This is a genomic window from Alsobacter soli, assembly GCF_003004785.1.
GTDB lineage: Bacteria > Pseudomonadota > Alphaproteobacteria > Rhizobiales > Beijerinckiaceae > Alsobacter > Alsobacter soli.
On record NZ_PVZS01000004.1, the window covers coordinates 1 to 24,177 of the forward strand.

Annotated in this window: 21 protein-coding genes; 7 read left to right on the forward strand and 14 right to left on the reverse strand. The window is 65.5% G+C overall.

Annotated elements, in window-relative coordinates:
- Window positions 1-246: 246 nt before the first annotated feature.
- From SLNSH_RS04330 to SLNSH_RS24495, 3 genes are read left to right on the forward strand one after another with little or no spacing between them, the layout of a single operon-like run.
- Window positions 247-939 carry a Crp/Fnr family transcriptional regulator gene (locus tag SLNSH_RS04330; protein ID WP_280954454.1) on the forward strand — a complete coding sequence of 231 codons (693 nt, stop codon included), beginning with the start codon at window positions 247-249 and terminating at the stop codon, window positions 937-939.
- Between the two features lie 11 nt (window positions 940-950).
- The gene (locus SLNSH_RS24830) at window positions 951-1,121 is read left to right on the forward strand and encodes a hypothetical protein (protein ID WP_158266677.1); all 171 of its coding nucleotides are present in this window, start codon (window positions 951-953) and stop codon (window positions 1,119-1,121) included.
- A gap of 11 nt (window positions 1,122-1,132) precedes the next feature.
- A complete protein-coding gene (locus tag SLNSH_RS24495) occupies window positions 1,133-1,567 on the forward strand; it encodes a hypothetical protein (RefSeq protein ID WP_146140189.1) in 435 nt (144 codons plus the stop codon).
- Window positions 1,568-2,019: 452 nt separating this feature from the next.
- Here SLNSH_RS24495 and SLNSH_RS04345 read toward each other — a convergent pair whose 3' ends face one another.
- The 5 genes from SLNSH_RS04345 to SLNSH_RS04365 form a co-directional block, all read right to left on the reverse strand.
- The gene (locus SLNSH_RS04345) at window positions 2,020-2,712 is read right to left on the reverse strand and encodes a TerC family protein (protein WP_106335454.1); all 693 of its coding nucleotides are present in this window, start codon (window positions 2,710-2,712) and stop codon (window positions 2,020-2,022) included.
- Between the two features lie 69 nt (window positions 2,713-2,781).
- On the reverse strand, window positions 2,782-3,522 hold the full coding sequence (locus SLNSH_RS04350; RefSeq protein ID WP_210202480.1) for a GntR family transcriptional regulator: 741 nt from the start codon (window positions 3,520-3,522) through the stop codon (window positions 2,782-2,784).
- 13 nt (window positions 3,523-3,535) lie between these two features.
- A complete protein-coding gene (locus SLNSH_RS04355) occupies window positions 3,536-5,008 on the reverse strand; it encodes a tripartite tricarboxylate transporter permease (RefSeq protein ID WP_425352976.1) in 1,473 nt (490 codons plus the stop codon).
- Between the two features lie 171 nt (window positions 5,009-5,179).
- Window positions 5,180-5,686: a tripartite tricarboxylate transporter TctB family protein gene (locus SLNSH_RS04360; RefSeq protein WP_106335457.1), complete on the reverse strand. Its 507-nt coding sequence runs from the start codon at window positions 5,684-5,686 to the stop codon at window positions 5,180-5,182.
- Between the two features lie 73 nt (window positions 5,687-5,759).
- Entirely contained in the window at window positions 5,760-6,779 is a 1,020-nt protein-coding gene (locus SLNSH_RS04365; protein ID WP_106335458.1) for a Bug family tripartite tricarboxylate transporter substrate binding protein, read from the reverse strand.
- Window positions 6,780-7,392: 613 nt separating this feature from the next.
- Here SLNSH_RS04365 and SLNSH_RS04370 point away from each other — a divergent pair.
- Window positions 7,393-7,866, forward strand: coding sequence for a GFA family protein (locus SLNSH_RS04370; protein WP_483416134.1), 474 nt, complete (start codon window positions 7,393-7,395; stop codon window positions 7,864-7,866).
- A gap of 370 nt (window positions 7,867-8,236) precedes the next feature.
- Here the strand turns inward: SLNSH_RS04370 and SLNSH_RS04375 are convergent, their stop codons facing one another.
- The 5 genes from SLNSH_RS04375 to SLNSH_RS04390 all read right to left on the reverse strand — a co-directional run bounded on the left by SLNSH_RS04375 (window position 8,237) and on the right by SLNSH_RS04390 (window position 15,383).
- Window positions 8,237-10,165 (reverse strand): hybrid sensor histidine kinase/response regulator, encoded by a 1,929-nt coding sequence (locus tag SLNSH_RS04375; protein ID WP_245422041.1) that lies wholly within the window; start codon window positions 10,163-10,165, stop codon window positions 8,237-8,239.
- A 942-nt stretch (window positions 10,166-11,107) separates the two neighbouring features.
- Window positions 11,108-11,485 carry a transposase gene (locus SLNSH_RS25690; RefSeq protein ID WP_106335460.1) on the reverse strand — a complete coding sequence of 126 codons (378 nt, stop codon included), beginning with the start codon at window positions 11,483-11,485 and terminating at the stop codon, window positions 11,108-11,110.
- A gap of 535 nt (window positions 11,486-12,020) precedes the next feature.
- Window positions 12,021-13,103: a hypothetical protein gene (locus tag SLNSH_RS24500; protein WP_146140190.1), complete on the reverse strand. Its 1,083-nt coding sequence runs from the start codon at window positions 13,101-13,103 to the stop codon at window positions 12,021-12,023.
- Between the two features lie 501 nt (window positions 13,104-13,604).
- Entirely contained in the window at window positions 13,605-14,216 is a 612-nt protein-coding gene (locus tag SLNSH_RS24505) for a hypothetical protein (RefSeq protein WP_146140191.1), read from the reverse strand.
- A 180-nt stretch (window positions 14,217-14,396) separates the two neighbouring features.
- The gene (locus SLNSH_RS04390) at window positions 14,397-15,383 is read right to left on the reverse strand and encodes an OmpA family protein (protein ID WP_245422043.1); all 987 of its coding nucleotides are present in this window, start codon (window positions 15,381-15,383) and stop codon (window positions 14,397-14,399) included.
- Window positions 15,384-16,179: 796 nt separating this feature from the next.
- Between SLNSH_RS04390 and SLNSH_RS04395 the strand changes: the two genes are divergently transcribed.
- Window positions 16,180-16,734, forward strand: a complete 555-nt coding sequence (locus SLNSH_RS04395) for a hypothetical protein (RefSeq protein WP_106335463.1) — start codon at window positions 16,180-16,182, stop codon at window positions 16,732-16,734.
- 862 nt (window positions 16,735-17,596) lie between these two features.
- Here the strand turns inward: SLNSH_RS04395 and SLNSH_RS04400 are convergent.
- From SLNSH_RS04400 to SLNSH_RS04410, 3 genes are read right to left on the reverse strand one after another with little or no spacing between them, the layout of a single operon-like run.
- Entirely contained in the window at window positions 17,597-18,805 is a 1,209-nt protein-coding gene (locus tag SLNSH_RS04400; protein WP_106335464.1) for an OpgC family protein, read from the reverse strand.
- The gene (locus SLNSH_RS04405; protein ID WP_106335465.1) at window positions 18,789-20,417 is read right to left on the reverse strand and encodes a thiamine pyrophosphate-binding protein; all 1,629 of its coding nucleotides are present in this window, start codon (window positions 20,415-20,417) and stop codon (window positions 18,789-18,791) included. Before SLNSH_RS04405 ends, SLNSH_RS04400 begins: the two co-directional genes overlap by 17 nt.
- Window positions 20,417-21,745 (reverse strand): tetratricopeptide repeat protein, encoded by a 1,329-nt coding sequence (locus tag SLNSH_RS04410; RefSeq protein WP_106335466.1) that lies wholly within the window; start codon window positions 21,743-21,745, stop codon window positions 20,417-20,419. The genes SLNSH_RS04405 and SLNSH_RS04410 overlap by 1 nt, the downstream gene beginning before the upstream one ends.
- A 176-nt stretch (window positions 21,746-21,921) precedes the next feature.
- Between SLNSH_RS04410 and SLNSH_RS04415 the strand changes: the two genes are divergently transcribed.
- Window positions 21,922-22,782 carry a CE1 family esterase gene (locus tag SLNSH_RS04415; RefSeq protein ID WP_106335467.1) on the forward strand — a complete coding sequence of 287 codons (861 nt, stop codon included), beginning with the start codon at window positions 21,922-21,924 and terminating at the stop codon, window positions 22,780-22,782.
- A gap of 43 nt (window positions 22,783-22,825) precedes the next feature.
- Here the strand turns inward: SLNSH_RS04415 and SLNSH_RS04420 are convergent, their stop codons facing one another.
- Complete coding sequence (locus SLNSH_RS04420) at window positions 22,826-23,467, reverse strand: hypothetical protein (RefSeq protein WP_106335468.1); 642 nt, start codon at window positions 23,465-23,467, stop codon at window positions 22,826-22,828.
- Window positions 23,468-23,709: 242 nt separating this feature from the next.
- Here SLNSH_RS04420 and SLNSH_RS04425 point away from each other — a divergent pair, with 242 nt between their 5' ends.
- Window positions 23,710-24,177, forward strand: a complete 468-nt coding sequence (locus SLNSH_RS04425; RefSeq protein WP_106335469.1) for a cupin domain-containing protein — start codon at window positions 23,710-23,712, stop codon at window positions 24,175-24,177.

The window sequence follows — 24,177 nt, forward strand, 5'->3', positions numbered from 1 at the left end:
CGGACCGCGTCGCTCCAGTTAACGCCCCCAGGCCCCGTATCGGTGTCGGGAATTTCCTGACCCCCGTCCGAAGTCCCTGACTCGAAGCGCGGACGGCGCTCCAGCAAGGTTGGGTGCCTCGCCTCGGCTGCTCACCACAGGCTTCTCATGTTCGGCGACTCGACCCCTTACCAGTTTGCGGATCCCGGACGACCCGCCCAGGCCCGAGGGCGCCGGTGGTCCCCCAAGAACGTGATCATCAGGCAGATGGCGCCTGAGCTCCAGAGCGTGCTGTGCGATGCAGCGGAACCTGTGCGGCTCCGATCGAGGCAGATGCTGGAAGACGTGGGCATGGAGTGCAGATACGTCTACTTCATCGAGACGGGCCGAGTTGCGCTGATGGCCCGCTCCGGGCCGGGAAGAACAAGTGAAATCGGCGTTGTGGACCACCGCGACGTCGTCGGGCTGTCGCTGGTGCTCGGGGCAACGCGATCCTCGCTCCGCGTGGTCGTGCAGGAATCCGGCGAGGCGCTCAGGGTTGGCGCTGACTCCTTCACGAGAATATTGGACGCCATCCCCGACATTCGGCGCAAGCTGCTGATCTATGTGCACACGGTCTACGCTCGAAACGCACAGATCGCCCTTTGCAACGCCCATCACTCAGTCGCCCAACGGGTCGCACGTTGGCTGGCTTGGGTCGCGGGGCGTGAGGAGCAGGCGCAGGAGATCCGCCTTACCCACGACCAGCTCGCCCGCAATCTCGGCGTTCGGCGCGCCACCATCAGTGAGGCGCTCGGCCATTTCGAAGCGCAGGGCCTGCTGCAGCGGCGCCGTGGCGCGATTGTCGTGCACACAGAACAGATTGAGCGCGAAGCCTGCTCCTGCCTCAGGATGTTGCGCAGAACCGAGGAGCCTGAGCCCGATGCGGGCCGGCGCTTCAGCCCACTTCTGTGCAGCTAGGGAGTTGGAAGATGGGCATCGAAATCGTTCTGCTGGCCGGGCTCGCGGCGGGCCTCAAGGCCGAGGCGGCGCTTCGCCCTCGCTGGCGAGACCAGTCCGAAGCCATGGCGCTCCTGCTCGGCTTGATCGCGCTGTGCGGTGTCGTGCTTTGGTTTTTGCGCTTCGTGACTCCGTCCGTCTGAGAGGAAATATCATGCTGTCGTTCCGCAATGCGGGCGCTTCTTCCCGTCGCCGGCCAGGGCTCCCGAGGCCACGCTCCCCGGCAGAACGCCAGGGCTATTTCGATGGGACGCTCGGTACGGAGGATGACGGTGTTCCTGTCCCGGGCGGTGTCGAAGTGACTGGCGATTCAATGGCGAAGCGCCAAGCTCAGGGCATGAAGTGCCTGCCCGATCTCAATGCCACGGTCGAACTGCTCAAGAGAATGACGGTGCCGAGTCCGACCACGGGGGACACGGTCACCTGCCAAGCCGGTGAACTGGCGGCAGTGGTGTACCGATCCAACGATCACATCATCGCTACGGTCTCTGACATGGCTACCGGCAGCCCTAAGGCTTTCCTCGACCTACGCCTGTCGCGCATCGGGGTCGATTTCAGGCTGACCAAGGGATTGACCCAGGGCGTCTAGGTTCGCGGCAGCCTCGCTGAGGGGAGCAGAGGCTCCGCATCAGGGAGGGAGGCGCCGCTGCGCCCCCTCCCATTTCCCTTGTCGGGCGCTCGATGGTCACGATCATCAGAAGGCGCCAAGACGAACAAGAAGCATGGAAGGAGTTGAACGCATGGAGATTAGGGCGATCGCGATTAGTCAGAAGGATCACAAGGCCATCGTGCTGCTGCGCTCGGAAGACGGCGCTGCACTCGACCAAGACTGGCTCCAATGTCAGGTCGTGATCGATTGGTCCGGGGAACAGTCGATACAGCAGATCCGAGAGACGGCCCTTGCACGGTTTGTGGCCTTCGCGAGGGAACTGGCTGGGTCATGCAGCCCCCCAGGGCAGGTACGTGCGATGCAGGCGCCAGCCTCCGACCGGAACGCTGCCTGACACCCTGCGTCAGCGCATGTTGGATTCCGGCAGACCGTCAGTGCACGGCCTGCGCTCCGTGCGCGCGGCGGCGCAGGAAAAATCCGGCCGCGATCACTGCGAAGGCGCCGCCGACCTCCACGATCCAGTCGACCTCGTGCAGGGCGGCGCTTCCAAACTCGTCGACCATAATCGGATCAGAGACGAGCATCGCGCCGGCTACCCAGCCCAGGAGCGCCGCGCCAAGCCAGACGAATACAGGAAATCGCTCGATTAGCGCCAGGATGGCCGTCGCACCCGCAACAATGAGCGGGATTGAGATGAGTAGCCCGAGGACCAACATGGCCCAGGAATCCTGCGCCACCGCGGCGATGGCGAGCACATTGTCCAGGCTCATGACCATGTCAGCGATGGCGATCGTCCGGATGACCCGGAGCAGCCTGTCGGAGTCGCCGATGCGACTGTCCGTGTCCTCCTCCTCTTCGACCAGCAGTTTCACCGCGATCCAGAACAGGAGGAGGCTGCCCAGGATCTTGAGGAAGGGCGTCGTGAGCAGGCTGGCGACAAGCACGGTGAACACGATGCGCAGAAGCACGGCGACGCCCGCGCCCAGCGCCATGCCGGCGCGGACCCGATGTGGCGGCAACCCCCTGCAGGCGAGCGCGATCACCACCGCGTTGTCGCCTGACAGGATGATGTTGATCCAGATGATCTGGACGACCTTGATCAGGTCAGGTCCGATGCTTTCCATGACTCACCATTTTCGAATTCATTCGCCGCGCGAGCACGTCGGCGCGCCCAGCGGCGTTCCCGCGCCGCCTTAGACCGGCGCCGCCTGTTGGTGAACGTCACCGCCGCCGGGCTCTCCCCAGTGGAACTGGACATGCGCGGCGAGGCCGAGCGTATGTTCGCGCACCAGTGTCTCCGCGCGGTCCGCGTCCCGCGCCAGCAGCGCGGCGATGATCGCCTCATGCTCGGAGATCGACGTGAAAATCCGCCGGTTCTGCCGCAAGGCGGCGACGCGGATCGCGCGCACGTGCAGGAACAGGTTTCGGGTCATCTCTTCCAGCAACCGGCTCCCGCTCAGGCGGATGATGCTCTGATGGAAGGCGATGTTGGCGTCCGAATACTCGCCCACGGCGTCGTCAGGTTCCGCTACGAGGCCGCCGAACCGTGTGGCGAGCGACTCCAGGTCGTCATCATGGGCGTGAAGCGCGGCGAGCCTGGCCGCCATGCTCTCCAAGGCGGCCCAGACCGTGATCATCTCGATGATCTCGTCCCTGGACTTGCGGACGATGAAGACTCCCTTGCGCGGGACGGAGCGGACCAGCCCCTCGTTTTCCAGGTGGGCCAGCGCTTCCCTGATCGGGGTCCGGCTGATGCCGAGGTCTTCCGAAAGGCGGCGTTCATCGACGCGAATCTCCCGCGCATGCCCGTAGATATCCATGCTGGCGATGGCCGTCTTGATGGCGGCGTAGGCGCGTGTTCGCAGGCTGACCGAGGTGTCCAGCGGTCCGAGATGCAGTCGCTCCTGCGCCGCTTCCGGGGCGATGATGATCATGCTCATCGCCTCCTCAGCCGGCCACCACCGGAGCGTCCGGCTTGCGCGGGGACCGCAGCTTCTGGAGGAAGAGCGAGATCACCGGCCAGGACAGCATCACGAGCGCCAGCGTCACGATCGAGCCGACGAGCGGATTCGACCAGAAGATGGTCAGGCTCCCCTGCGACACGAGCATGGCCTGCCGGAATGAGCTCTCCGCCATGTCGCCGAGGACGAGGGCCAGCACGAGCGGCGCCAAGGGGTAGTGCAGCTTCTTGAAGACGTAGCCCAGCACGCCGAAGATCAGCATGATCGAGATGTCCAGCAGGGCGTTGTGCACCGTGTAGGCTCCCACCGCGCAGATCACGATGATCACGGGCGCGATGATGCTGAATGGGATGCGCAGGATCGCGGCGAACAGCGGGACGGTAGTCAGCACCACGATCAGTCCGGCGATGTTGCCCATGTATATGCTGGCGATCAGGCCCCAGACGAAGTCCCGCTGCTCAACAAACAGCAGAGGTCCGGGCTGCAGACCCCAGATCAGGAGGCCGCCCAGCAGCACCGCCGCGGTCGGCGAGCCCGGGATCCCGAGCGTGAGCATCGGCAGCAGCGCGCTGGTGCCGGCCGCGTGAGCGGCCGTCTCCGGCGCGAGGACGCCCTCCACCTCGCCGGTTCCGAAGCGGGCGCCATTGCGGGAGAAGCGCTTGGCCAGACCGTAGCTCATGAAGGAAGCCGGGGTGGCCCCGCCGGGGGTGATGCCCATCCAGCACCCGACCATGGCCCCGCGCACCGCCGTGACCCAATAGCGGGGCAGCTCCGCCCAGGTTTCCAGAACCACCTTGGGATTGATCTTGGCGGTCTTGCCCTTGAACGCCAGGCCCTCCTCCATGGTCAGCAGGATCTCGCCAACCCCGAACAGTCCGATGACGGCGACCAGGAAGTCGAAGCCGCGCAGCAGCTCGACGGTGCCGAACGTCATCCGCAGCTGCCCCGTGACGGTGTCGAGGCCAACAGCCGCGAGGGCGAAGCCGAGCATCATCGAGGAGATGACCTTGAACGGCGATTCCTTCCCCATTCCGACGAAGCTGCAGAAGGTCAGCAGATACACGGCGAAGAATTCCGCCGGGCCGAACTGCAGGGCGAACTTGGCGATCAGGGGCGCCAGGAAGGTGAGCAGCAGCGTGGCCACGAACGCGCCCAAGAAGGAGCCCGTGAAGGCCGTGGTCAGGGCCGCCCCCGCCCGCCCCTTCTGTGCGAGCGGATAACCGTCGAACGTTGTGGCGACTGACCAGGGCTCACCGGGGATGTTGAAGAGGACGGACGTGATCGCTCCGCCGAACAAGGCGCCCCAATAAATTGAGGACAGCATGATGATCGCCGAGGTCGGCGACATGCTGAACGTCAGCGGCAGCAGGATCGCGACGCCGTTGGCGCCCCCGAGCCCGGGCAGCACGCCGATGAGCACGCCAAGGAAGATGCCGATGAACATGTAGAGGATGTTCATGGGATCGCTGAGGACGGCGAAACCGTGAATCAGGGACGAGAGCGCTTCCACGAGCACCTCCGAACAGGTTCGGCGTGGTCGCCGCCTCGCGGCGCGGCCAGCGGTTCAGCAGGAGGATCGCCGGGCGTTCGATGGCCGGTCAGGCGGCGGGGCCGCCCGGCGACGGATGGGTCAGTAGCCGAGCCAGGATTCGAGCGGCCCCTTGGGGAGCGGCACGAGGAACCAGACCTCGAACATGAAGAACAGCGCCAGCGGGACCAGGATGGCGACCGGGGCGATGCGGTGCGCCGGGTATCTCCCCAGCCATGCCATGAACGCCGCGATGAACAGCGCCGCGGAGACGTAGATGCCGAGATAGCCGATGGCGATCACGAACACGGCCGCCGGAACGAGCACCTGTAACACTCGGGTCAGCTCGGAGCGCGCCACGAAGTTGGAGGGGCGACCCTCCTTGACCATGAGGTTGGCCACGAAGGTCACGGAACTGGCGATCAGCATGATCAGGCCGACATAGAACGGGAAGTACCCGGCCTGTGGCCCGTCATCGGCCCAGCGCGCCCCAATGCGCCAGTTGTCTGTCATTACCAGGAGCGCGGCCGCCATGAACATCCCGGCGACGACGAGTTCCATCAGACGCACGGACACTGTGCGCTCGCGCGGTTCGATCGGGTTGGACATAGCAAGTCCTCAGCCAAGGATGAAGGTCGCGAAGCGGCCCCGGCGCCGTGGCCGGGGCGCGATGCGCGGCGGCTCAGGATTTGGCCACGAAGCCGGCCTTCTCCATCAGCGAGCGGTGCGTCTCCTCTGCCTTCTTGAGCCAGTCCTCGAACTGCTTGCCGGTCATGAAGCTTGTATTGAACGCGCCCGTCTTCATGAAGTCCTTCCACTCGGGCGTCTCGCGCACCTTCTGCAGGACGCCGACGTAGTAGTCGACCTGCTCCTGGGTGGCGCCCGGAGGCATGAAGACGCCGCGCAGCATCAGGTAGCCGATGTCGAGGCCCGCCTCTTTGCAGGTCGGGATGTCGCTCCAGGCCTTGCCATTGGCGATCGGCTCCTTGTACGGCAGGCGCTGCGTGTCGAACACGCACAGGGGCCGCAGCTCCCCGGCCCGCCATTGGGCGACCGCCTCGATGGGGTTGTTCACGCTGGAGGTGATGTGCTGCCCAACCAACTGTGCGGCCACGTCGCCGCCGCCCTTGTAGGGCACGTAGGTCATTTTCACGCCGGTCGTCTGCTCGATCGCCGCCGTGATGATCTGGTCTTCCTGCTTGGAGCCCGTGCCCCCCATCTTCATCTTGTTGGGGCCGCCCGCCTTGATAGCGGAGATGTAGTCGCTCGCCGACTGGTAGGGCGACTTCGCGTTCACCCAGAAAACGAACTCATCCAGCGCGAGCATCGCGACCGGGGTCATGTCGGTCCACTTGAACGGCACTCCTGTGGCGAGCGGGGTGGTGAACAGGTTCGACAGGGTGATGATCAGCTTGTTCGGGTCTCCCTTGGACCCCTTCACGTCCAGGAAGCCCTCCGCCCCGGCGCCGCCGCCCTTGTTGATGACGACAAGCGGCTCCGCCATGAGGTTATGTTTCTGGATGATGCCCTGGATCATTCGGGCCATCTGGTCGGCCCCGCCGCCGGTCCCGGCAGGCACAATGAACTCGACGGTCTTGGTAGGCTTCCATTCCGCCCTGGCGCTGGTTGACCAGCCCGCCACCGCGAGGATGCTTGCGGCCAATACAGTAGACGTCAGTGGCGATTGCTTCGATTTTCTCATGATTGTCTCCTCCCGAGCCCCGCTCTTGGATGGTTCGTTGCACCGGCGGGTCGAGGCGTTGGTTCGCCTTCTCTTGCATCCAGCATGAGGCATGCCAAATACAACGCGAGTCAGGATTTTCCGTAATATACGACAGCATTCATGACTTTCTCGCTGCAGCGAAGCATGGGGAATTGCAGGCCGCGCGCAGACCTAACATCTTGATGTTCTTTGAAATTTGACGTGAGATCTCGCCGCAGCTTTGCTGCACCGCATCGATCAGCACGTCCCACCCAGCCAACTCAGCGCCGCGCACGCGTTAACGAGCCCGTTTCGCCGACGGTGGCAATGTCAGGCCAATCGCACGGGCGGACGACCGGGCAGGCGCACTTCGAAGAACAGGAACGTATGGCTCGCAACACCGCAGCGTGCTGCGAGCCAGCCGCAGAAGTTCGGAACCGACGAGCAGGAGCAATGCGGGGCCGAGCGTCCATGCAGCAGCCGACGACAGATGTCTCTTACAACTAGGTGGACGGAGAAGCGCTCGGGATTCACAGTTTCAGCCGCTAGCTCAAAGCGGAACTCTAATCGAGTCCTGGGGGAGCGGGACAAGGGGGAGCCCATGTTTGAACCAATGCCGGGCGGATGTAGTTGCGGGGCCGTGCGCTTCGAGCTCATGCGGGAACCTATGGTGGTCCATTGTTGCCATTGCCGCGATTGCCAGATTCAGACGGGCGGAGCTTTCGCTATAAACGCCTTGGTCGAGACAGAATATATTCGATGCGAAAGTGGGGACATCGAGGTTACTTCGATGCCTAGCCCGAGTGGCCGCGGGCACGAGATTCATCGCTGTGCATCATGCCTCACGGCCGTCTGGAGCGACTATGGGCGACGGCCATTCCTTCGCTTCCTGCGGGTCTCCACGCTCGACGATGCTCATTCCATTGTGCCAGATGTCCACATCTTCACTCGCTCAAAGGTACCCTGGGTGGCGTTGCCGAATGGCGTTCCCGTCTTCGACGTGTACTACGACGTGGAGAGGCTTTGGCGCCCCGAGAGCCTCGCCAGGCGCGCAGCTATGTTAGTCGAGGCGGGCGCCAGCCAATGAGGGTCTTCGACACACAAGTTCGGTTCGGGTAGGAAGCGGTCGCTTAATGGCCCCGGAGCGAAGGACCGCAATGACGCGATCAGGAAGGAGCTGCCGCTGAGCAAAGCTCTATCGTCGGCCTATAGATCTCGCGCCGCCCGCTCGCGCCTTGGCGCAGCGGAACCAGCCTGAAACGGCTGCTTTGCCGCCCAGCGACCCAGGTAGGCGCGTGGGCGGCCCGTTCGCGAGACCTCGTTGCTATGGGGGAGCCGAACGCAACTCCAGACCCGATGTAGACCTCGAGGTCAGCAGCTCTCGAGGAAGACTGCCTGGCGGAAGCACAGGTCGGATCAACTGCCATGCGCGGAACGGCTCGCACGAGGCCCCTCGATTATCGTGCGGATGCGAGCGGCGAGCTGGTCCATCGGGAATGGCTTGCTGAGTACGTGCAAATGGCGGCGTTCTCGGCGTAGCCCGTGATGAAGAGCACCTTTAGAGTGGGGCGCCTCACCCGCGCTACGTCGGCCATCTGTTTGCCGCTCATGCCCCCGGGCAGGCCAACATCAGTAATCAGCAAATCGATTGTGGCGTCGGACTCAAGCACCCTCAGTCCGGATGCGGCGTCCGCGGCTTCGATGGCGCGGTAGCCGAGGTCGGCCAGCGTGTCTGCGATGAGCATGCGCACAGTCGGTTCATCATCCACCACCAGCACCGTCTCTCCCGCTTCGGCCCGGGGCAACTCCCGGCGATCGTCTTCGACCACCTCGTCTGTTGCCTCGCCCTGATGCCTCGGCAGGTAAATCCTGACGGTTGTTCCTTGCCCAACCTCGGAATAGATGCGCGTCTGACCGCCCGATTGCTTCGCGAAGCCGTAGATCATTGAGAGACCCAGCCCAGTGCCCTTGCCGGTCGGCTTCGTCGTGAAGAACGGATCGAAAGCCCGGGCCAGCACGTCCGCTGGCATGCCGGTTCCGGTGTCTGTCACGCAAATCGCGATGTACTGCCCCCTCGGCATGTCGCGCTGGGCAGCCCCAGCATCATCGACCCATGTGTTGGCCGTCTCGATGGTGATGCGACCGCCGCTGGGCATCGCGTCGCGAGCGTTGATGCAAAGGTTGAGAATGGCGTTTTCGAGCTGGTTCGGGTCGCAGTAGCTGGTCCAAAGCCCGGCGGCCAGGACCGTCTCGATCGCAATCGACGGCCCCACAGTGCGTCGGATCAGCTCCTCCATACCCGACACGAGCCGATTGGCGTCGATGGCCTTCGGCTCCAGCGTCTGCTGTCGCGAGAAGGCCAGGAGCCTATGCGTGAGTGTGGCCGCACGCGACGCGGCTCCTTGGGCCGCGATGATGTAGCGCTCCAGCTCGCCGATACGGCCTTGCGCCAGCCTCGCCTTCATCAGGTCCAGGCTGCCCGTGATGCCTGTCAGGAGGTTGTTGAAGTCATGCGCCAGACCGCCCGTGAGCTGGCCGACGGCTTCCATCTTCTGGGCTTGGAACAACGCCTGTTGGGAGCGTTCCAGTTCGAGTTGCGCCTCACGGCGCTCCGTCAGGTCCCGGGTCACCTTGGCGAAGCCAATCAGGGTCCCGTCGTCGTCGCGAATGGGATCAAGCACGACGCTGGCCCAGAAGCGGCTGCCGTCCTTGCGAACGCGCCAGCCTTCGGCGAGGAAACGGCCTTCGCGTTCTGCCGTTTCGAGAGCCTTCCAGGGCACACGCTGCTCGCGATCTTCGGCCGTGTAGAACCGGGAGAAGTGCTCGCCGATGATCTCCTCAGCGGAGTAACCCTTGATGTGCTGCGCACCTGTATTCCAGTTGGTGACGTAGCCCTTCGGATCGAGCATGTAGATCGCGTAGTCCGTGACACCCTGGACAAGCAGGCGAAACCGCCGCTCGCTCTCGATCGCCGCCAGCGCCGCCTGGTGCTGCTCGGTCATGTCGCGGGTGATCTTGACGAAGCCGGCCAAGCGTCCAGCGCGCCAGATCGGGTCGACGGCGATCATGGCCCAGAAGCGGCTGCCGTCTTTGCGCACGCGCCAGCCTTCAGCGGTGAACCGCCCATTCTCCGCGGCTTGCCGCAGAACCGATTCCGGGAGACCTGCGTCCCGATCTTCAGGGGTATAAAAGCGGGAGAAGTGTTCGCCGATGATTTCAGAGGCCTTGTAGCCTTTGATCCGTTCGGCTCCAGGGTTCCAGCTGATTATCTTCCCAGAAACATCAAGCATGAACAAGGCATAATCTACGACGGAATGGACAAGCTGCTCGTAATCATGCTGCTGTAATTCGGTTTTGGATTGATTGTTATTGTTCAAAACAGACATCCACACCGCTGCAGTAGCAGCGAACGCTTACAGGTCTTCTTGGTTCCGATGCAACGACCAATCCCTGTTCGGTTCGCCATCGAAGCTTGTCTGGCCGGCGTGGCGTGCAAAGCGCGGCCGAAGACCGGTCCGGTTCTGATCGCCCGTCTTCGCCTTTGGAAACTCCCCTTTCGTCCCCCTCGCGGCCGCGGGCCTCGCCGCTGCAGGGCTGCAGAGAGCGGCAGGACCGCGACTACCTCTCGCCCTTCTCGTTGGCGATCTCGAAGCGCCGCCTGAGCCAAGTTCTCGCCCAGCTTGGCGCCATCCGCGATCATCTCGTGGGCGCTGTCGCGCCCGTCGTTGCATTTGAAGAAGAACAGCGGCACCCAGCCCGCCCCGAGAGGGCCCCCGCGTGATCATGATCGGCCGTTTCAGTCCGGTTCTTGGCAGAATCGTGTACCGATCGACCGAGAGGGCGCGGATGCTGGCTGGCCGAGGCGCGTCCGCTGTTGCCGTCTCGGGCCACAGATCCAAAGGCCGGCCCATGGCGCGCCAGCCACCACACCGTGCGTTTTCATCGAAACGAACGTCAGACGTCCAGGGTTACAGGGGCGCCGTTATGACGCAGACGAGTCCCTCCGGCCGGAGGGCTCGTACTACATTGTTTCGGCAATCCGCTTGCGAAAAATGGCGCGTGCAAAACCGCAAACGGAGAGAGGAAGCGGCAGATTGGTGCAGCGCCCATTCCATGTTCGTTTGGCATGACTTCGGCCTCATGGTCGTCATTGATCAAGACGGAAAGGCGCAGTCGTTTGTCAGGGAGATTGAAAGTCGCTGGGGTGCGCCGCCTGCGGTGATAATCAGCGTAGAAGAACTACGCCGCCCTTCTCCCACGCCAGTCTCCGACGCCGCGAATTGCCGGATGTTGTTGGCCAGCGCGCTCGCCGAGATGAGAGTAGGCAGCTATTCAGGATCGAAGAACGAGGCCATCCATGCAGCGGCTTGCCACTTATGAGTTGCGGGTCCGGGTTGCTGATAACGAGTGCAACGTCGCGCTCTCGCTTCAGAACCCCCGCTCCCTCCATCGCTCCCCTCTCTGTCCACAAAAACCCCTCGCTCAGACGGCCATTCTCGTCCGGCTACCTGCTGCGGCGTCAAGCCATGCCGACGCGCCACCGCCGACACCACCGCCCCGGGAATGAGCGTCTCCTCCAGTATCCGCGCCCGATCGTCGGCCGACCAGCGCCGTCGGCCCTTCGCCCCGTTGATCACCTCGAAGCGCCGGACCTCGCTCTGCGGCTCAAGTCTATGGTCAAGCGTAGACACAAAACGATCCTCCACGTCGGATCGTCACAATGCCCGCTCACCCCTCACCGAAGAAGGTGAGGTCGGAACGTCGCTTACGGTCGGAACCGGGCTTCGAAGTGGTTCAAGCGCAAGGACCGCAGTGGGTGGGCAGCGGACTGCAAGCCGATTCGGCCGAAGGCCCGGCTAGGGTCGGGAGCGGGCTGCATACTGATCCTGGCAGAAAGCCCGGCTAGGGAATACCGAGGACCGCCCCGGAGGGCGGCTCTGAACAGCTTGAAGGACGAACTCGAACTTGGACAGAAGGAGGCAACTCACTGAGCCGATCCAGGCGCGCCCAGTGGTCTCCTACGGCAAGGCAGATGCCGGGATCTCACGTGTGCTTAGTCCCAGCACATTGCTGGCAGTACGCAGTACAGCGCAATGCCAGCTCTTCAGTAACTGGGCCAGCCTGCCAATGCTCTGGACCCGCCTCGTTCCTTCCAGACCGGCGCTCACCATAGTGCCTGTGACCGCCGCCGATTGAGCATCGGACCCATATTGGGTCCGATGCTCTTTTCCGCACGACGCGCTAGCTGATAGGGCAGCGTCCCGGGCCGTTGTGAATGTACGGCCTTCCGGCGAAGTTGTAGCAGACTTTGCCCATCGGCGCTTGGCCGTACGACCCGGCCCCATACCCACCGTAGCCCACCGGACGAAAGCCGCAGTCACCCATGGGGCAGTGCCGCATCCCGCTGCCGTAGCCGCCGCCCTGGCCCCAGCCACCAGTAGGACGGCCGCCCATGCCGCCACCGTAGCCACCGCCCTGGCTCCAGCCTCCGGAAGGACGCCCGCCCATGCCGCCGCCGTAGCCACCGCCCTGGCCCCAGCCACCAGTAGGACGGCCGCCCATGCCGCCACCGTAGCCACCGCCCTGGCTCCAGCCTCCGGAAGGACGCCCGCCCATGCCGCCGCCGTAGCCACCGCCCTGGCCCCAGCCACCAGTAGGACGGCCGCCCATGCCGCCACCGTAGCCACCGCCCTGGCTCCAGCCTCCGGAAGGACGCCCGCCCATGCCGCCGCCGTAGCCACCGCCCTGGCCCCAGCCACCAGTAGGACGGCCGCCCATGCCGCCACCGTAGCCACCGCCCTGGCTCCAGCCTCCGGAAGGACGCCCGCCCATGCCGCCGCCGTAGCCACCGCCCTGGCCCCAGCCACCAGTAGGACGGCCGCCCATGCCGCCACCGTAGCCACCGCCCTGGCTCCAGCCTCCGGAAGGACGCCCGCCCATGCCGCCGCCGTAGCCACCGCCCTGGCCCCAGCCACCAGTAGGACGGCCGCCCATGCCGCCACCGTAGCCACCGCCCTGGCTCCAGCCTCCGGAAGGACGCCCGCCCATGCCGCCGCCGTAGCCACCGCCCTGGCTCCAGCCTCCGGAAGGACGCCCGCCCATGCCGCCGCCCTGGCCCCAGCCCCCAGGCTTTACGCCGCCCGGAGCGGCGCTTCCGCCGGACTTGCAGTTGGTTGCGCCCGGGACGCAGCTCGATGAGCCGCCACTTGGCATCGGCGTTCCTCCGTATCCGCCGCCCCATTCCGCTTGCGCCGGGACGACGACTCCGAGAACAGCCGTACCGAACAGCACGGCGACGATGCGTGACTTGGTCTGAGTGATCATTGAATTCGCTCCTCTGTGAAGCCAGCCCACGCGAGGATGCGTCTCGGCCCGCCCCAGGTCTGTGATGCGGGTCACCTAAGTCCGCCAGCCTGCACGGGCCCGTTGTCTCCCGAGTGCGAAATGGCCGCGTCGCGGCGAGCGTGTCCTGGCGTCCATCCACTCGTCCCTCTAGTGAGCGCATCGGTCGGAGCAGAAAGCCGGGCCGCTTTGATGCACGATGCGCCGAACTCTCAGGCCAGAGCGCCTTGTCCAACGGTGCGCTCCCCCGCCTCGACCAGATCCGGCAGCAGCGAGGCGAGACCCCGAGCGAGGAATTGTCGTTCGGGGTGACATCCAGCTGATTGGGAAGACTTCGGGGAAGCCTGCATGTCCGCTTTGCCTGCTTTCCAGTTGCAGCAGATCCAGCCGCGCTTGGGTATCAGCCACGCCCGGATGCGTGCCCGGAAAAATCGAGCATGTAGCCAAGGGGAATCATTAGGCGCTTTCACCGAATTACTCGGCTCACCCTCCGCTAGCCATAACTTCGCAGTCCGGCAGCGACTCTATCTTGATTTTGCCCGCGGGCAGGCTCGTCGGCTCTGTCAGCGTGCGGATGTAAGTGACGCCTGACACCTCGTGCTGCCCAGGCGCCGTCTCCATCACGGCGACCCTGATCGTCGCCTCGATTGGCACAGGGCCGGAACTCCATTTGGCTTGTGCCATGCAGCCTACGATCGTCATCGAGGCGAGGTCCTTGTCGGCGAGTTCCTCGGGCTTGAGCTTGGTTCGGGTGCAAGTCTCGACCGCCGCCTTGTCCGGCATCACCACTCTTGCCGATCCTCCAGCGATGAAGCTCACCAGCGTGTAGGGTCTTCCATTGTTGAGGCGTGGCGCTGTCTGTTTCGATCGCCCCATAGTTGCGGGGAGCGCTAGCTCGCCATATGGCGCTTTCACGGTGAGCGTGCCCGTGGCGTCACCCACATAGGTGATTGTAATCCGGTCCGGCTTCCTAGCCGGATCGGGCATGACCCAATACGGGTCATCCTGGCAGCTGAATGTGAACTGTTCCGCCCACGCATTCCAGGCCGGAATGGAAAACAGACTTGTCGCTAGCAAGAGAGAGAAGTAGCGCATCGGGCAGCTCCGGTGAGATTTTGAGGGACAACGGGATCTGACGGTGCTTGCTTGTGATCCACGGCTTATCCGAAGGGCTTCCTGCAGTTCAGCACCCCGAACCTGGCCGCGCTTGAACCCTTGTGCGGCCGTAGCGAAAGCGGCGTTGCTGTTCGTCGCCTCTCGGAACGCCGCCTCCGTTCAATTCGACTTCAACTCAACGCGCCGGTTCTGCGCTCGGCCCTCGTCAGTGTCGTTGGACCCAACCGGCTGGGACATGCCGGCCCCACGGCTACTCAGCCGCCGAGCGTCAATGCCGTACTGCCCGGTCAAGGCCGCAACCACGCTGGCGGCCCGCCGTGTCGAGAGCTCTAGATTGTGGGTTTCTGTGCCCCGGCCGTCCGTATGCCCGACAACCTCGAGCTTGAGGTTTGGCCTATCCGCCATGAGCTTGGCGATGCTGTCGAGGGTCGGTTGCGATTCCGGCTTCATCGTTGCCTGGTCGACGTCGAAGAGGATGCCATAGACATCGACCTTGCCGCTGGACTGGATAGCCGAAGCCATCTGGTCCGGGTTCATCGTCGCAACCTTGTCGTTTTGGATTGGCTTCGCCTCAAGCACTCGCACGAATGCGACCGTGTTCGCTTTGTCCTCTCCGACCAGGATCGCCACGTGGGCATTCGCTTGGGCAGTTTCGACCTTGGCTAGCAAGTAGCGGGCGTGATCCGAATAGGCGGTCGAAATGCCATTGGATGGATCGAGCTGCAAGCCGAGAACGTAGTTGTCTGTCACATTGCCGGCGAGGCAGGCGTTGTCCGAGCACCGGAACAAAATCTGGAACCCGCTGGCGCCGAGCGCCTTTTCGTAGTTCGCGATCACCTCGAACGAAGATCGGCCAAGAGGTATTTCGTAGCGGATCTCGGTCAACCGCCCTTGCAGGGTGAGCCATTCAGGCCCCGAGCGATCATTCGTTGCGTTGCGATCAAGCAAGACGCCATAGTTGTGCGGCTCCCTGAGCAGCGCGACTTCGTCGAAGTCGTGTACATTGTAATAAGCGATACTCGATCCAGCATACCGGGCGACCAGCGGGCTGTCCCTTGCAGCCTCGATGTCAGCGGCCGTGGCGGTCGCGCAAGCCAAGAAGCAGGACATTGCTGACGGAAAACGTAAGCTCACCATGACATCCATCCCCCTTTTTATGAGGTCGGGATCAAGGTTGCAGCAGCATCATGTCCGGTGCGCCGATGTGCTTCGAGATCCAGAAGCATCGGCGCGCCGAATCTGTCTTCGCGTCGTTTGCTACGGTGCTACCGGAAGCCTGACGCCAGACCTCTACGAATTGAAGCGGATGTAATCTCGGCACTTTCGCAGGCCAGATGTTCGCTCCCCAGCAAATGCGCGTACGGGGCGAGGTCTGCCGACCTCAGATCAAACCATAGATTGCAGCCGTCATCCATTCTCTTTTTCTTGCACCCGGCCCGCGAGTGTCGGTCAAAGTGCGAGGGACGGCATGGGATTCGAAGCTGTGAAGTTCTGGCTCCCAAGGTAGCGTCCCGAACTGGGATGGAAGCCCGCAAAGACTCACGCCATCCACTTCAGCGCCTCGGTGCTGTCGTCACAAGCCGTTCCTATAGACAAATTCCGCCGCGGCTTAGCCGTCAAAACAAGTTCACGCGCTTCGAGGCTTTCGAGCGCAAACGAACGTCAGCCTCTCCACGAGGCCCCGAGCGGCTCAAGCCTATGCCAGAAGCGCCCCCATCCCGAACTTCACGGTTTCGCAGCGGATTTGAAGGTTCCTGGGACGTTCTGAAGCACAAGCAGGCATAAACACTTTGCACGAAAGCTCAACATTAGAAGGGTTAGATCCTCACGTCTAGTTCGGGTGCTCGTTCCAGAAAATAAACAGTTGTGAGCGGCGCCACAGCGGAAAAGAACACCGCAGCTATCCTTTGCGCATCATCAATCACGCGCTCAGGAGAGCAAAATGAAGTACGCCAAGATCTTCGCTGTCCTCGGAATCGCCGCGACCTCCATGGCCGCCAGCTCGGCCCCTTCCATGGCCTTTGGCCTCCCCAAGATCAACCTCGGCAAGGCCATCAAGTCTGTCGGCAACGTCGTCACCCATCCCGCGCGCACAGTCAAAGACGCCGCCAAGACCGTGTCAAAGGTCGTGTCCCATCCCGAGCGCTCGGCCAAGGATTTCGGCAAGGCCTATATGTCGGTGGCGCGGCCCGTCGGCAGGGCGGTCGGGAACGCCTATGACAAGGCTGCGGAAGTCTCCAAGCACATCTCAATCCTGAAACCCGCGGAGCCGTTGGCCAGAGAGGCCGCCAAGATAGCCCGGTCCAAGGTCGGACAGATTGGCTTCGGCGTCGCCGCAGGCGCCACCCTGGTCGGCGGAGGCGCCGCCGCGCTCTCGCACATAGGCACTTCGGCCGGGACGGGCGCGGTCGGCGCCTACTACACCAAGAAGTACGGCGAGGCGGCGGCAGCTAAAGCCAAGCGGATGAGAGGCCAGGTCGCGGCCGCGGTGCGTTGACGCGCTCCGCATACGTGCGGCCGAGATTTGGTCCGTCTGCTTCGGAAGTCCGCCCTCCAGGGGGCGGACTTCCGTCAAAAGCTCCTGAACATTTCCCTGCAGACTCTTCTGGTCGTCCATTCTGACGGGGCCTAAATGTCACAGGTCGGGGGCTTCTATGTGACTTGGGGAGCCGAAAGGCCGCGGCTTAAAGGGACGCGAGGCAGGCGATTGCCCGCCCGCAGTGGTCGAGATCGGAACTGCTCAGAGCGCTTGATCAGTGGACGGTTGGCGGCATCTATCGATTGGAAGGCGATCGTCCACATTGGTCGCGAGCGTGCAAGCTGATCAGTCCAAAAGCCCGCACTGGCTCGAAAGCCGAACTTCGCCCAGTTGGGGTCGGCTCGTGCCAGAATAGTAGCAAGCGGCCTGCCCTGCCCGGCGCCGCCTTGGGCTGACCTGAAGCTGGCCCACACTGCAACATTGGTTTGACAGTTCGGCGTTCTCGAAAGCCTACCGCCGGCGCGGGCAGCTAGTTTCCGAGGAATGTGAACACCCCGCCTGGAGCGCCTTGCACGCCGGGCGTCCGCTCCGCCTGGCCCGGTAGGCTCGGTGTCTTCCGGCCGGCACGGTCCGGTCGGGTCTTACACACGCTCGTTGGCTACACCAATCAGCCCACTGTGCTGCAGGTTCTTGCGTACCTCCTAGCAGGGTGTTGAAGAAGTCGCTCGCGAGCGGGTCCGAGACGTGATTCATTCAGGCTGGATCGGCCTGGCCCGCGAGGTGTTCGAGCAGTTCTCCGGCTTCGCCGCCCTGAGCTGCGGCCTGCATCACTTCGTCATGCAGGCTCTGCATCTCGACGAGAACAACGCGATGACGCCATTTACGGACGGGGCAGCCCCGCGGCCCAGGCTGCAGGAGATCGGGCCAGGGACACCGCCCGGCCAGGATCATTCGGGCGGATCCAGGGAGGTTTCTTGAAGGCGCTGACGACCGACGCAGCGCCGAACAACACAACCTGTCCGAGAATGTTGACCACCAGGACTGCGAACGGGGAGCGGTTCGAGACGTCGAGCATGGCGCCCAGGAGTTGCGCAGCGACGAGGCCCGTCAGGAACACCGCCAAGGTCTGACGACCGATGATACGCAGGGCGGCGGGTATGGCTCCGGTCAGCCTGCGGCCTCCCTCGCCCACGGCCACATAGGCGAGATAGGCAGTCGCGAGGAAATGCCCGTAGCGTAAGGGGCCCAGCTGGGTTTTGGAGATCCAGGGGCCAAGCGCGTCGTGCGCCGCCCCAAGCGCCGGGATGGCGCCGAAACCCGCATAGCATGAGAACTCGCTCTGGCAGGCCAGCGGAGCGCTCAGGATGACCGTGGCCAGCGCCGCCGCCAGCAGCGCCCAGTTTGGCTTCGGGGCGGGAATCCAGCCCCGGGCGAACGCGAAGCCCGTGAAGAACAGCAGCTGCCACGCGAACGGATTGAAGAACCAGGGGCGCCCCGTCGCAGCATCGGCGGTGAGCCCCAGGATGCCGGCCTGGGCGCCGGCCCAGAGCGCGATCGAGGCGGCGGCCACCAGCGCCCGACTTCTCGTCGCCAGCGCCATGACGGCCGGCGTCATGCCCAGCACGATCAGGTACATCGGCAGGATATCGAAATAGTTCGGCACGAAGCGCAGCGTCAGCAGGCCCACCAGATGAGGACCGGGCTCGTCCAGCATCGGGCCCAACTTCAACTCTTCCTGGACGTAGTGATCGACGCCGAGAACCTGGTCGAGGCCGATCGCCACCGCCAGAACGACGAGCACGACGCAGACATGAGCCCAGTAGACCTGCCATAGGCGGTGCAGAATGCGTAGCGCGCCAACCCACCAGCCATGCTCGTCGAACACGCGCCCGAACGCGATGGCCGACGCCATGCCCGAGCAGAACACGAACATGTCCGCGGCGTCGCTGAAGCCAAATCGTGCGGGGATCCAGTTCGTCCACGGGTTCCATGGGATGTGCGCGACCAGGATGATCCCCATGCCGAGCCCGCGGAAGAAATCGAGGCGGGGGTCGCGGGCCCGCCGGGCCGCATCAGATCCGGTCGACATAGTCCTGGGCCTCGATCGGGCATGCGAGGAGGGTGCAGCCGCTGCGCCGGCCGGCGGCGACGAGTTCCTCCCGAAGCGTGATACGGTCGGCGCACAGCCTGCCCTGCCCCCCGAATGCGCGGGCGATGGCGACGTAGTCTGCGCCGCCCAGCGCGACGCCGCCGGGCGACAGGCCAGCCGCGGCTTGCTTCAATGCGATGAGGCCGAGGCTGCGATCCTGGAGCACCACCACCGTCATCGAAACACCGGCGTCGTGCAGGGTCCCGAGTTCGCCGAGGCTCATCTCCAGCCCGCCATCGCCAAGGACGGCGATCGCCCGCAGCCGGGGCTGCTCCAAGGCTGCGCCGAGGGCGAGTGGCAAGGCCGCGCCCATGGTGCACCACCCGGCCGACTGCAGGAGCTCAAGCGGGCGCGTCGCTTTCCACATCTGGCTCAGCAGGATGCGATGCGCGCCGCTGTCCACGCTCACCGTGGCCCCGTCCGCCTGGGCCGCATGCATGATTTCATCGATCGCGGCGTGCGCCCCCCAGGCCGCCGGGGGTGCGAAGGCATGGGCGAGAGCTTGCCGCGCAGCCTCGAGATCGCGCCCAGGCCAGCCTTCCCCCGGGGCGGCGCCCTGCGCCAGCGCGGCGAGGAGGTCCGCGGGATCTCCCTCCAGCCGCGCCGCCGCGTCGTGCATCGCGTGATCGGCGGAGGACCCGAGCGCCACGACGCATTGCGGATCGGGGAGGGCGTCCAGCCAGCCCGGGCGCATTTCGATCGGGTCGTAGCCCAGAAGCAGAACCAGGTCCGCGCGCCGGACGACATCCAGGAGGATGCGGTCGGCGAGCGGAGACAATCCCGCGGCCCCCAGGCTGCAGGCGTGCCTTTCGTCCAGCAGCCCCTTGGCCTTGTACGTCGTGATCACCGGGACAGGACGCCGCTCGATCATGGCCGCAAGGGCGTCGGCGGCCCCGCTCCGGGCGGCGTCGAAGCCGGCGAGGACCAAGGGCCGCCGGGAGGCCTGGAGGCGGGCTCGCAGGTCCTGAAGGCGTGGGTCAGCCAGATCGGCGCGGGGCCGGACGGCCCGGGGATTTGTCCACGGCGACGCCGCTCCGGCGGCGGCGGCCGCAATGGCGGGCGATAGATCGAGATGAACCGGGCCGAAGGGCGGCGTCAGCGCCAGCCGCAGCGCCCGCGCGAGGCATGCCTCGGCGCTTTCGGGCTCGACTTCGAAGGAGGCCTTCACGAGCGGGCTGAGCAGCGCCGGATGATCGACGACCTGATGGGTGTAGCGGGCCCGGAGGGCGCGCTCGATGACGCCCGAGACCACGATCAGGGGCGTCCGTTCCTGCCAGGCGTCCGCCACCCCGTTCACCGCGTTGGCCAAGCCAGGGCCGAGCGTGGTGACGAGCAGTCCGGGGGCCCCGCCGACTGCGCTCGCGCCGGCCGCCATCATGGCCGCCGCCGTCTCGTTGCGCGCCAGCACGAAGCGCACATCAGCCCGCTGCAGGGCGTCGACGAAGGTCACGACCTCGCCTCCCGGCATGCCGAAGGCGTGGCGGACGCCCGCGGCGCGCAGCCCTGACGCCAGGCGGTCCGCGACCCGGTCGGGGAAGGATGCGGCCGCCATCACGCCACCCGCCGTTGCAGCGCGGCCTCGGCGCGCGCCAGACGTTCCGCCGCGAGGCTGGCGAAGCGGTCCTCCCGGCGCAGTCCGGACCTGCAGGCCAGCACGGCTTCGTAGCCCGCGCGATCGCCGCGGTCCGCGGCGGCGAGGGCCAGCGTGCGCAGGAAGACGTCCCGCTGGGCATGGCTGCCCCCCAGCAGAGGCAGACGCTGCGCCGCGCGCGCGATGACGCCGTCCCCGCCCAGGTCCAGGATGACGCGGGCCACATCGGCGCCCACCTGTCGGACGACGTCGGCCTGGTCTCCTTGGGCTGCGCGCAGGGACTCGGCCAACGCCAGCGCCTCCGTGCGGGCTCCCGCCCCCACCAGAGACAGCAGGTGATGCAGGGACGCGAACACGAGCGTGACGTCCTGCGTTCGGCGGCGCGCGATCGACGCCAGCTCGCTCCAGCGGTCGCCGACGGGAACACCTTCCTGAGCCAAGCGCCACAGCAGCGAGGCCGCGTTGGCCACGTCGCGGAAATCGTCCGTGGGCGTCGGCCTCACGTCTGCGTCATACAGCGCGAGCACGCGCTCAGCGCGCCCCCGTTCGAGTTCGAAAAGCGCCAGGTGCCACGAGAGGTGAAACCGGAAATTGTTGCAGTCGGCCCAGTGCGGGCGAGACCGTTCGAGCCAGGCTGCGCCCTCGTCGATGCGCATGCGGGTCTCGTGCACGTGGGCCACGGCGTGCAGGGCCCAGGCGTCACCGGGCTCCAGCGCGGCGGCGCGCACCCCAAAGCGCTCGGCTTCGTCGAGCGCGCCCGCTTCTTCCAGCCCGAAGGCGTGACAGCCGTACACGAAGCCGGCGCCGGGCCGCCCGTCCACCCAGGCGGGCAGCGAGCGTCGCGTGGTCGCCAGCATGCCCCCGAGGTCGCCCGCCATGAAGCGCAGCGCGTGCGAGAGCTTCAGGAGGAGAAAGGCCGTGGGGCGCTCCGCCACCACCGAGTCCAGGGCGTCCGCGGCGGCGAGCAGGCACCCCTGCAGGGCCTTGCCCAGCGCGGACACGAGCGCCCGCTCGTCGTCGCTCGCCTGTTTACCTATGCCCAGTAAGGTCACCGCCCGCGCATGGTCTTGGCGCGCCGCGTCGACGCACTCGGCGCGCGCCAGGATCACGGAGGCGAGCCCCCGAAGAGCGTGGCCGGCGACCAGTCCCGGATCGGCGGCGAGCGCCTTCGCGATCGCTTCCGGTACTCCGGGCCGATGGAGGGCGAGGCAGCCGACCGCCTCCTCGAAGGCGGCGACAGCCGGCTGGGACTCGGTCGTGTGCCGGCCGCCATAATGATCGATCATCATGCGCAGGCCCTCCCGGCGACGCCGCGCCCGCTCCGGGCGCTGATGGGACGCGCGCCTGTTCGGCCGCGCCAGCGATAATCCCGCGAGGGCGTCACACGATCGCGTGAGCATGGGCTGCGGCCCCGCCCGGATCCCCCGACGATGCTAGGCTGCGTCAACATTGAGGAGACACGGCCATGCGCATGGCGGCTTGCGTGCTGCTTCTGGCCTGCCTCGCCGCCGCGCCCAGCTCCGCCCGAGCGTGCGGAGCAAAGAGCTCCTGCGCCGTGGCGGACGGCGAATACTTCGCCCGGCCGCCGCCGGGGTGGGACGGCCGCACGCCCCTGCCGGTGATCCTGTTCTTCCACGGCTATTCGGGTTCGGCCGAGGACGTCATGGCGGACGACGCGATGAGCCGAGCTGCGAGCGATGTCGGTGCGCTGCTTGTCGCCCCCGAGGGGCGGGCCGAAACCGGCGCCGCGCGCTCCTGGTCGTTTCCGTCCAAGGCCTTCGCCGGGCGAGACGACATCGTCTTCATAGGCCACGTGCTGGACGACGTGGAGCGTCGCTGGCCGGTGGACAGGAGCCGAATCCTGGCGAGCGGCTTCTCCGTCGGCGGCTCGATGGCCTGGTACCTTGCCTGCCTCGCGCCGCAGCGCTTCGCCGCGTTTGCCCCCGTCGCCGGGGCCTTCTGGGCGCCTGAACCCGAGACATGCCCGGGGGGGCCGGTGTCGCTGCGGCACGTCCACGGAACGGCGGACAGAACGGTGCCCATGGCAGGGCGCGCGTTGCGCCGGGGCGCCCTGCGGCAGGGCGACGTCCTGCACGGACTCGCCACATGGCGCCGCATCGACGGCTGCCGGACGGAGCCGGATCAAGAGACGACGCAAGGACGCCTCGCTTGCCGGACGTGGTCCTCGAACCACTGCGCCAGCGGGCGTGAGTTGACGTTGTGCCTGCACTCCGGCGAGCACGAGATCGAGGCGGACTGGATCGTAGACGCATTTCATTGGATGGAGGGCCTCCCGGCCCGGGGCAAGGGCGCCGAAGCGCACTGAGGAGAAAAGCCGGATTGGCCGGCCGCGGCCGACCCGGACCGGATCAGCGCTGTTGGCCAGCCTTCAGCTCGAAGACGAGCGCGGCGATGAACCCGAAGATGACGTGCCCCACGTAGCTCATGAAGGAGAGCCCGCCGCCCCAGGCGACCAGCAGGAAAGGCAGGCCCGCCAGCGGCGCCATGATCCCGAGCGCGTTGAACCAGGTGAAGGAGCCCCAGCTCAGGCAATCCGCAACCAGGCTGTTTGGGTTAAGGAAGCGCGTGGCCGTGACGCCGGTGACGATTGCCCAGAACAGCGCGATGCCACCCGTGAGCTGGCCTGCCAAGGACAGCGCCGCCAGGAAAACGGTGAAGATGGACCAGACGCCGATGTCGAGCGCCAGGGCCCAGTTCCTCAGCGAGCGCGAGACGATGAAATAGAGGATCGGGTAGCCGAAGATCCCGATGGCGTAGTGGGCCGCCTCCGCCGGGAGGCGAGCGAGTTCGTAGCCCGTCCAGGTCCGGACAAGGGAAATGACCAGTTCCGCCGGCTCGAGCGGTCCCCCGAGGATCCAGGAGGTGATCAGCCTCGCCCAGATTTCCCAGGCCATCAGGCCGAGAAACCCTCCGACGAAGAGCCAGAAGAGCGTGCGACGGTTGGGGATGACCGAGAGGGCGCCCGGCCGCATCGTGGTGTCCAAGGTCATGGTCTGTCTCCCGTGAGCCAGCCCGGCGAGCGATCCGCCGGCCTTCTCAAGGAGACCACCCCGCGAGGGCGGCGCCCAATGCCGAGCCGCCATGGACTCCAGAGCCTGCGGCTATGGGCCCCGGATAGCCACTCGCTATCGTCATCTCAGCCAATCGGCATTTCCGGAGGCGCCGGCCGGCGTCGATCCTTTCTCCCGTCGAGAGCGCCGCCATCGGAGGGCGCCACCCACGGGAGAAAGCCATGACCATGACGCGCATGATCGCCACCGTCGGCTCCATCGTCTTCGCGCTGGGCTTTTCGAGCGTCGCCCAAGCCGGCGAGTGCCCGGCCGACAAACGCGGAGAGAACCTCGCCAAGCTTGTCACCACGGCCGCCAAGGACGTTACTGACACCGTCATCGCGTCGACGAACCTGGCGGACGAGATGATCGGCGCAAAGGACCACCAGTTCCGGCTCCGGAAGCTCGTCATTAAGCCAGGCGGCGTGGTGCCCTGGCACAGCCACGGCGACCGCCCCGCGATCATCTACATCGTCGAAGGCGAGATCACCGAATACGCCAGCACCTGCGCGGTTCCGATCCTGCACAAGGCCGGCGACGTCGCGCGGGAAACCCACACAACCGCCCACTGGTGGAAAAACACGGGTTCGAAAACCGTCACCCTGCTCTCCGCCGACATCCTGCACGATCCGCAGGACCACAACATGTGA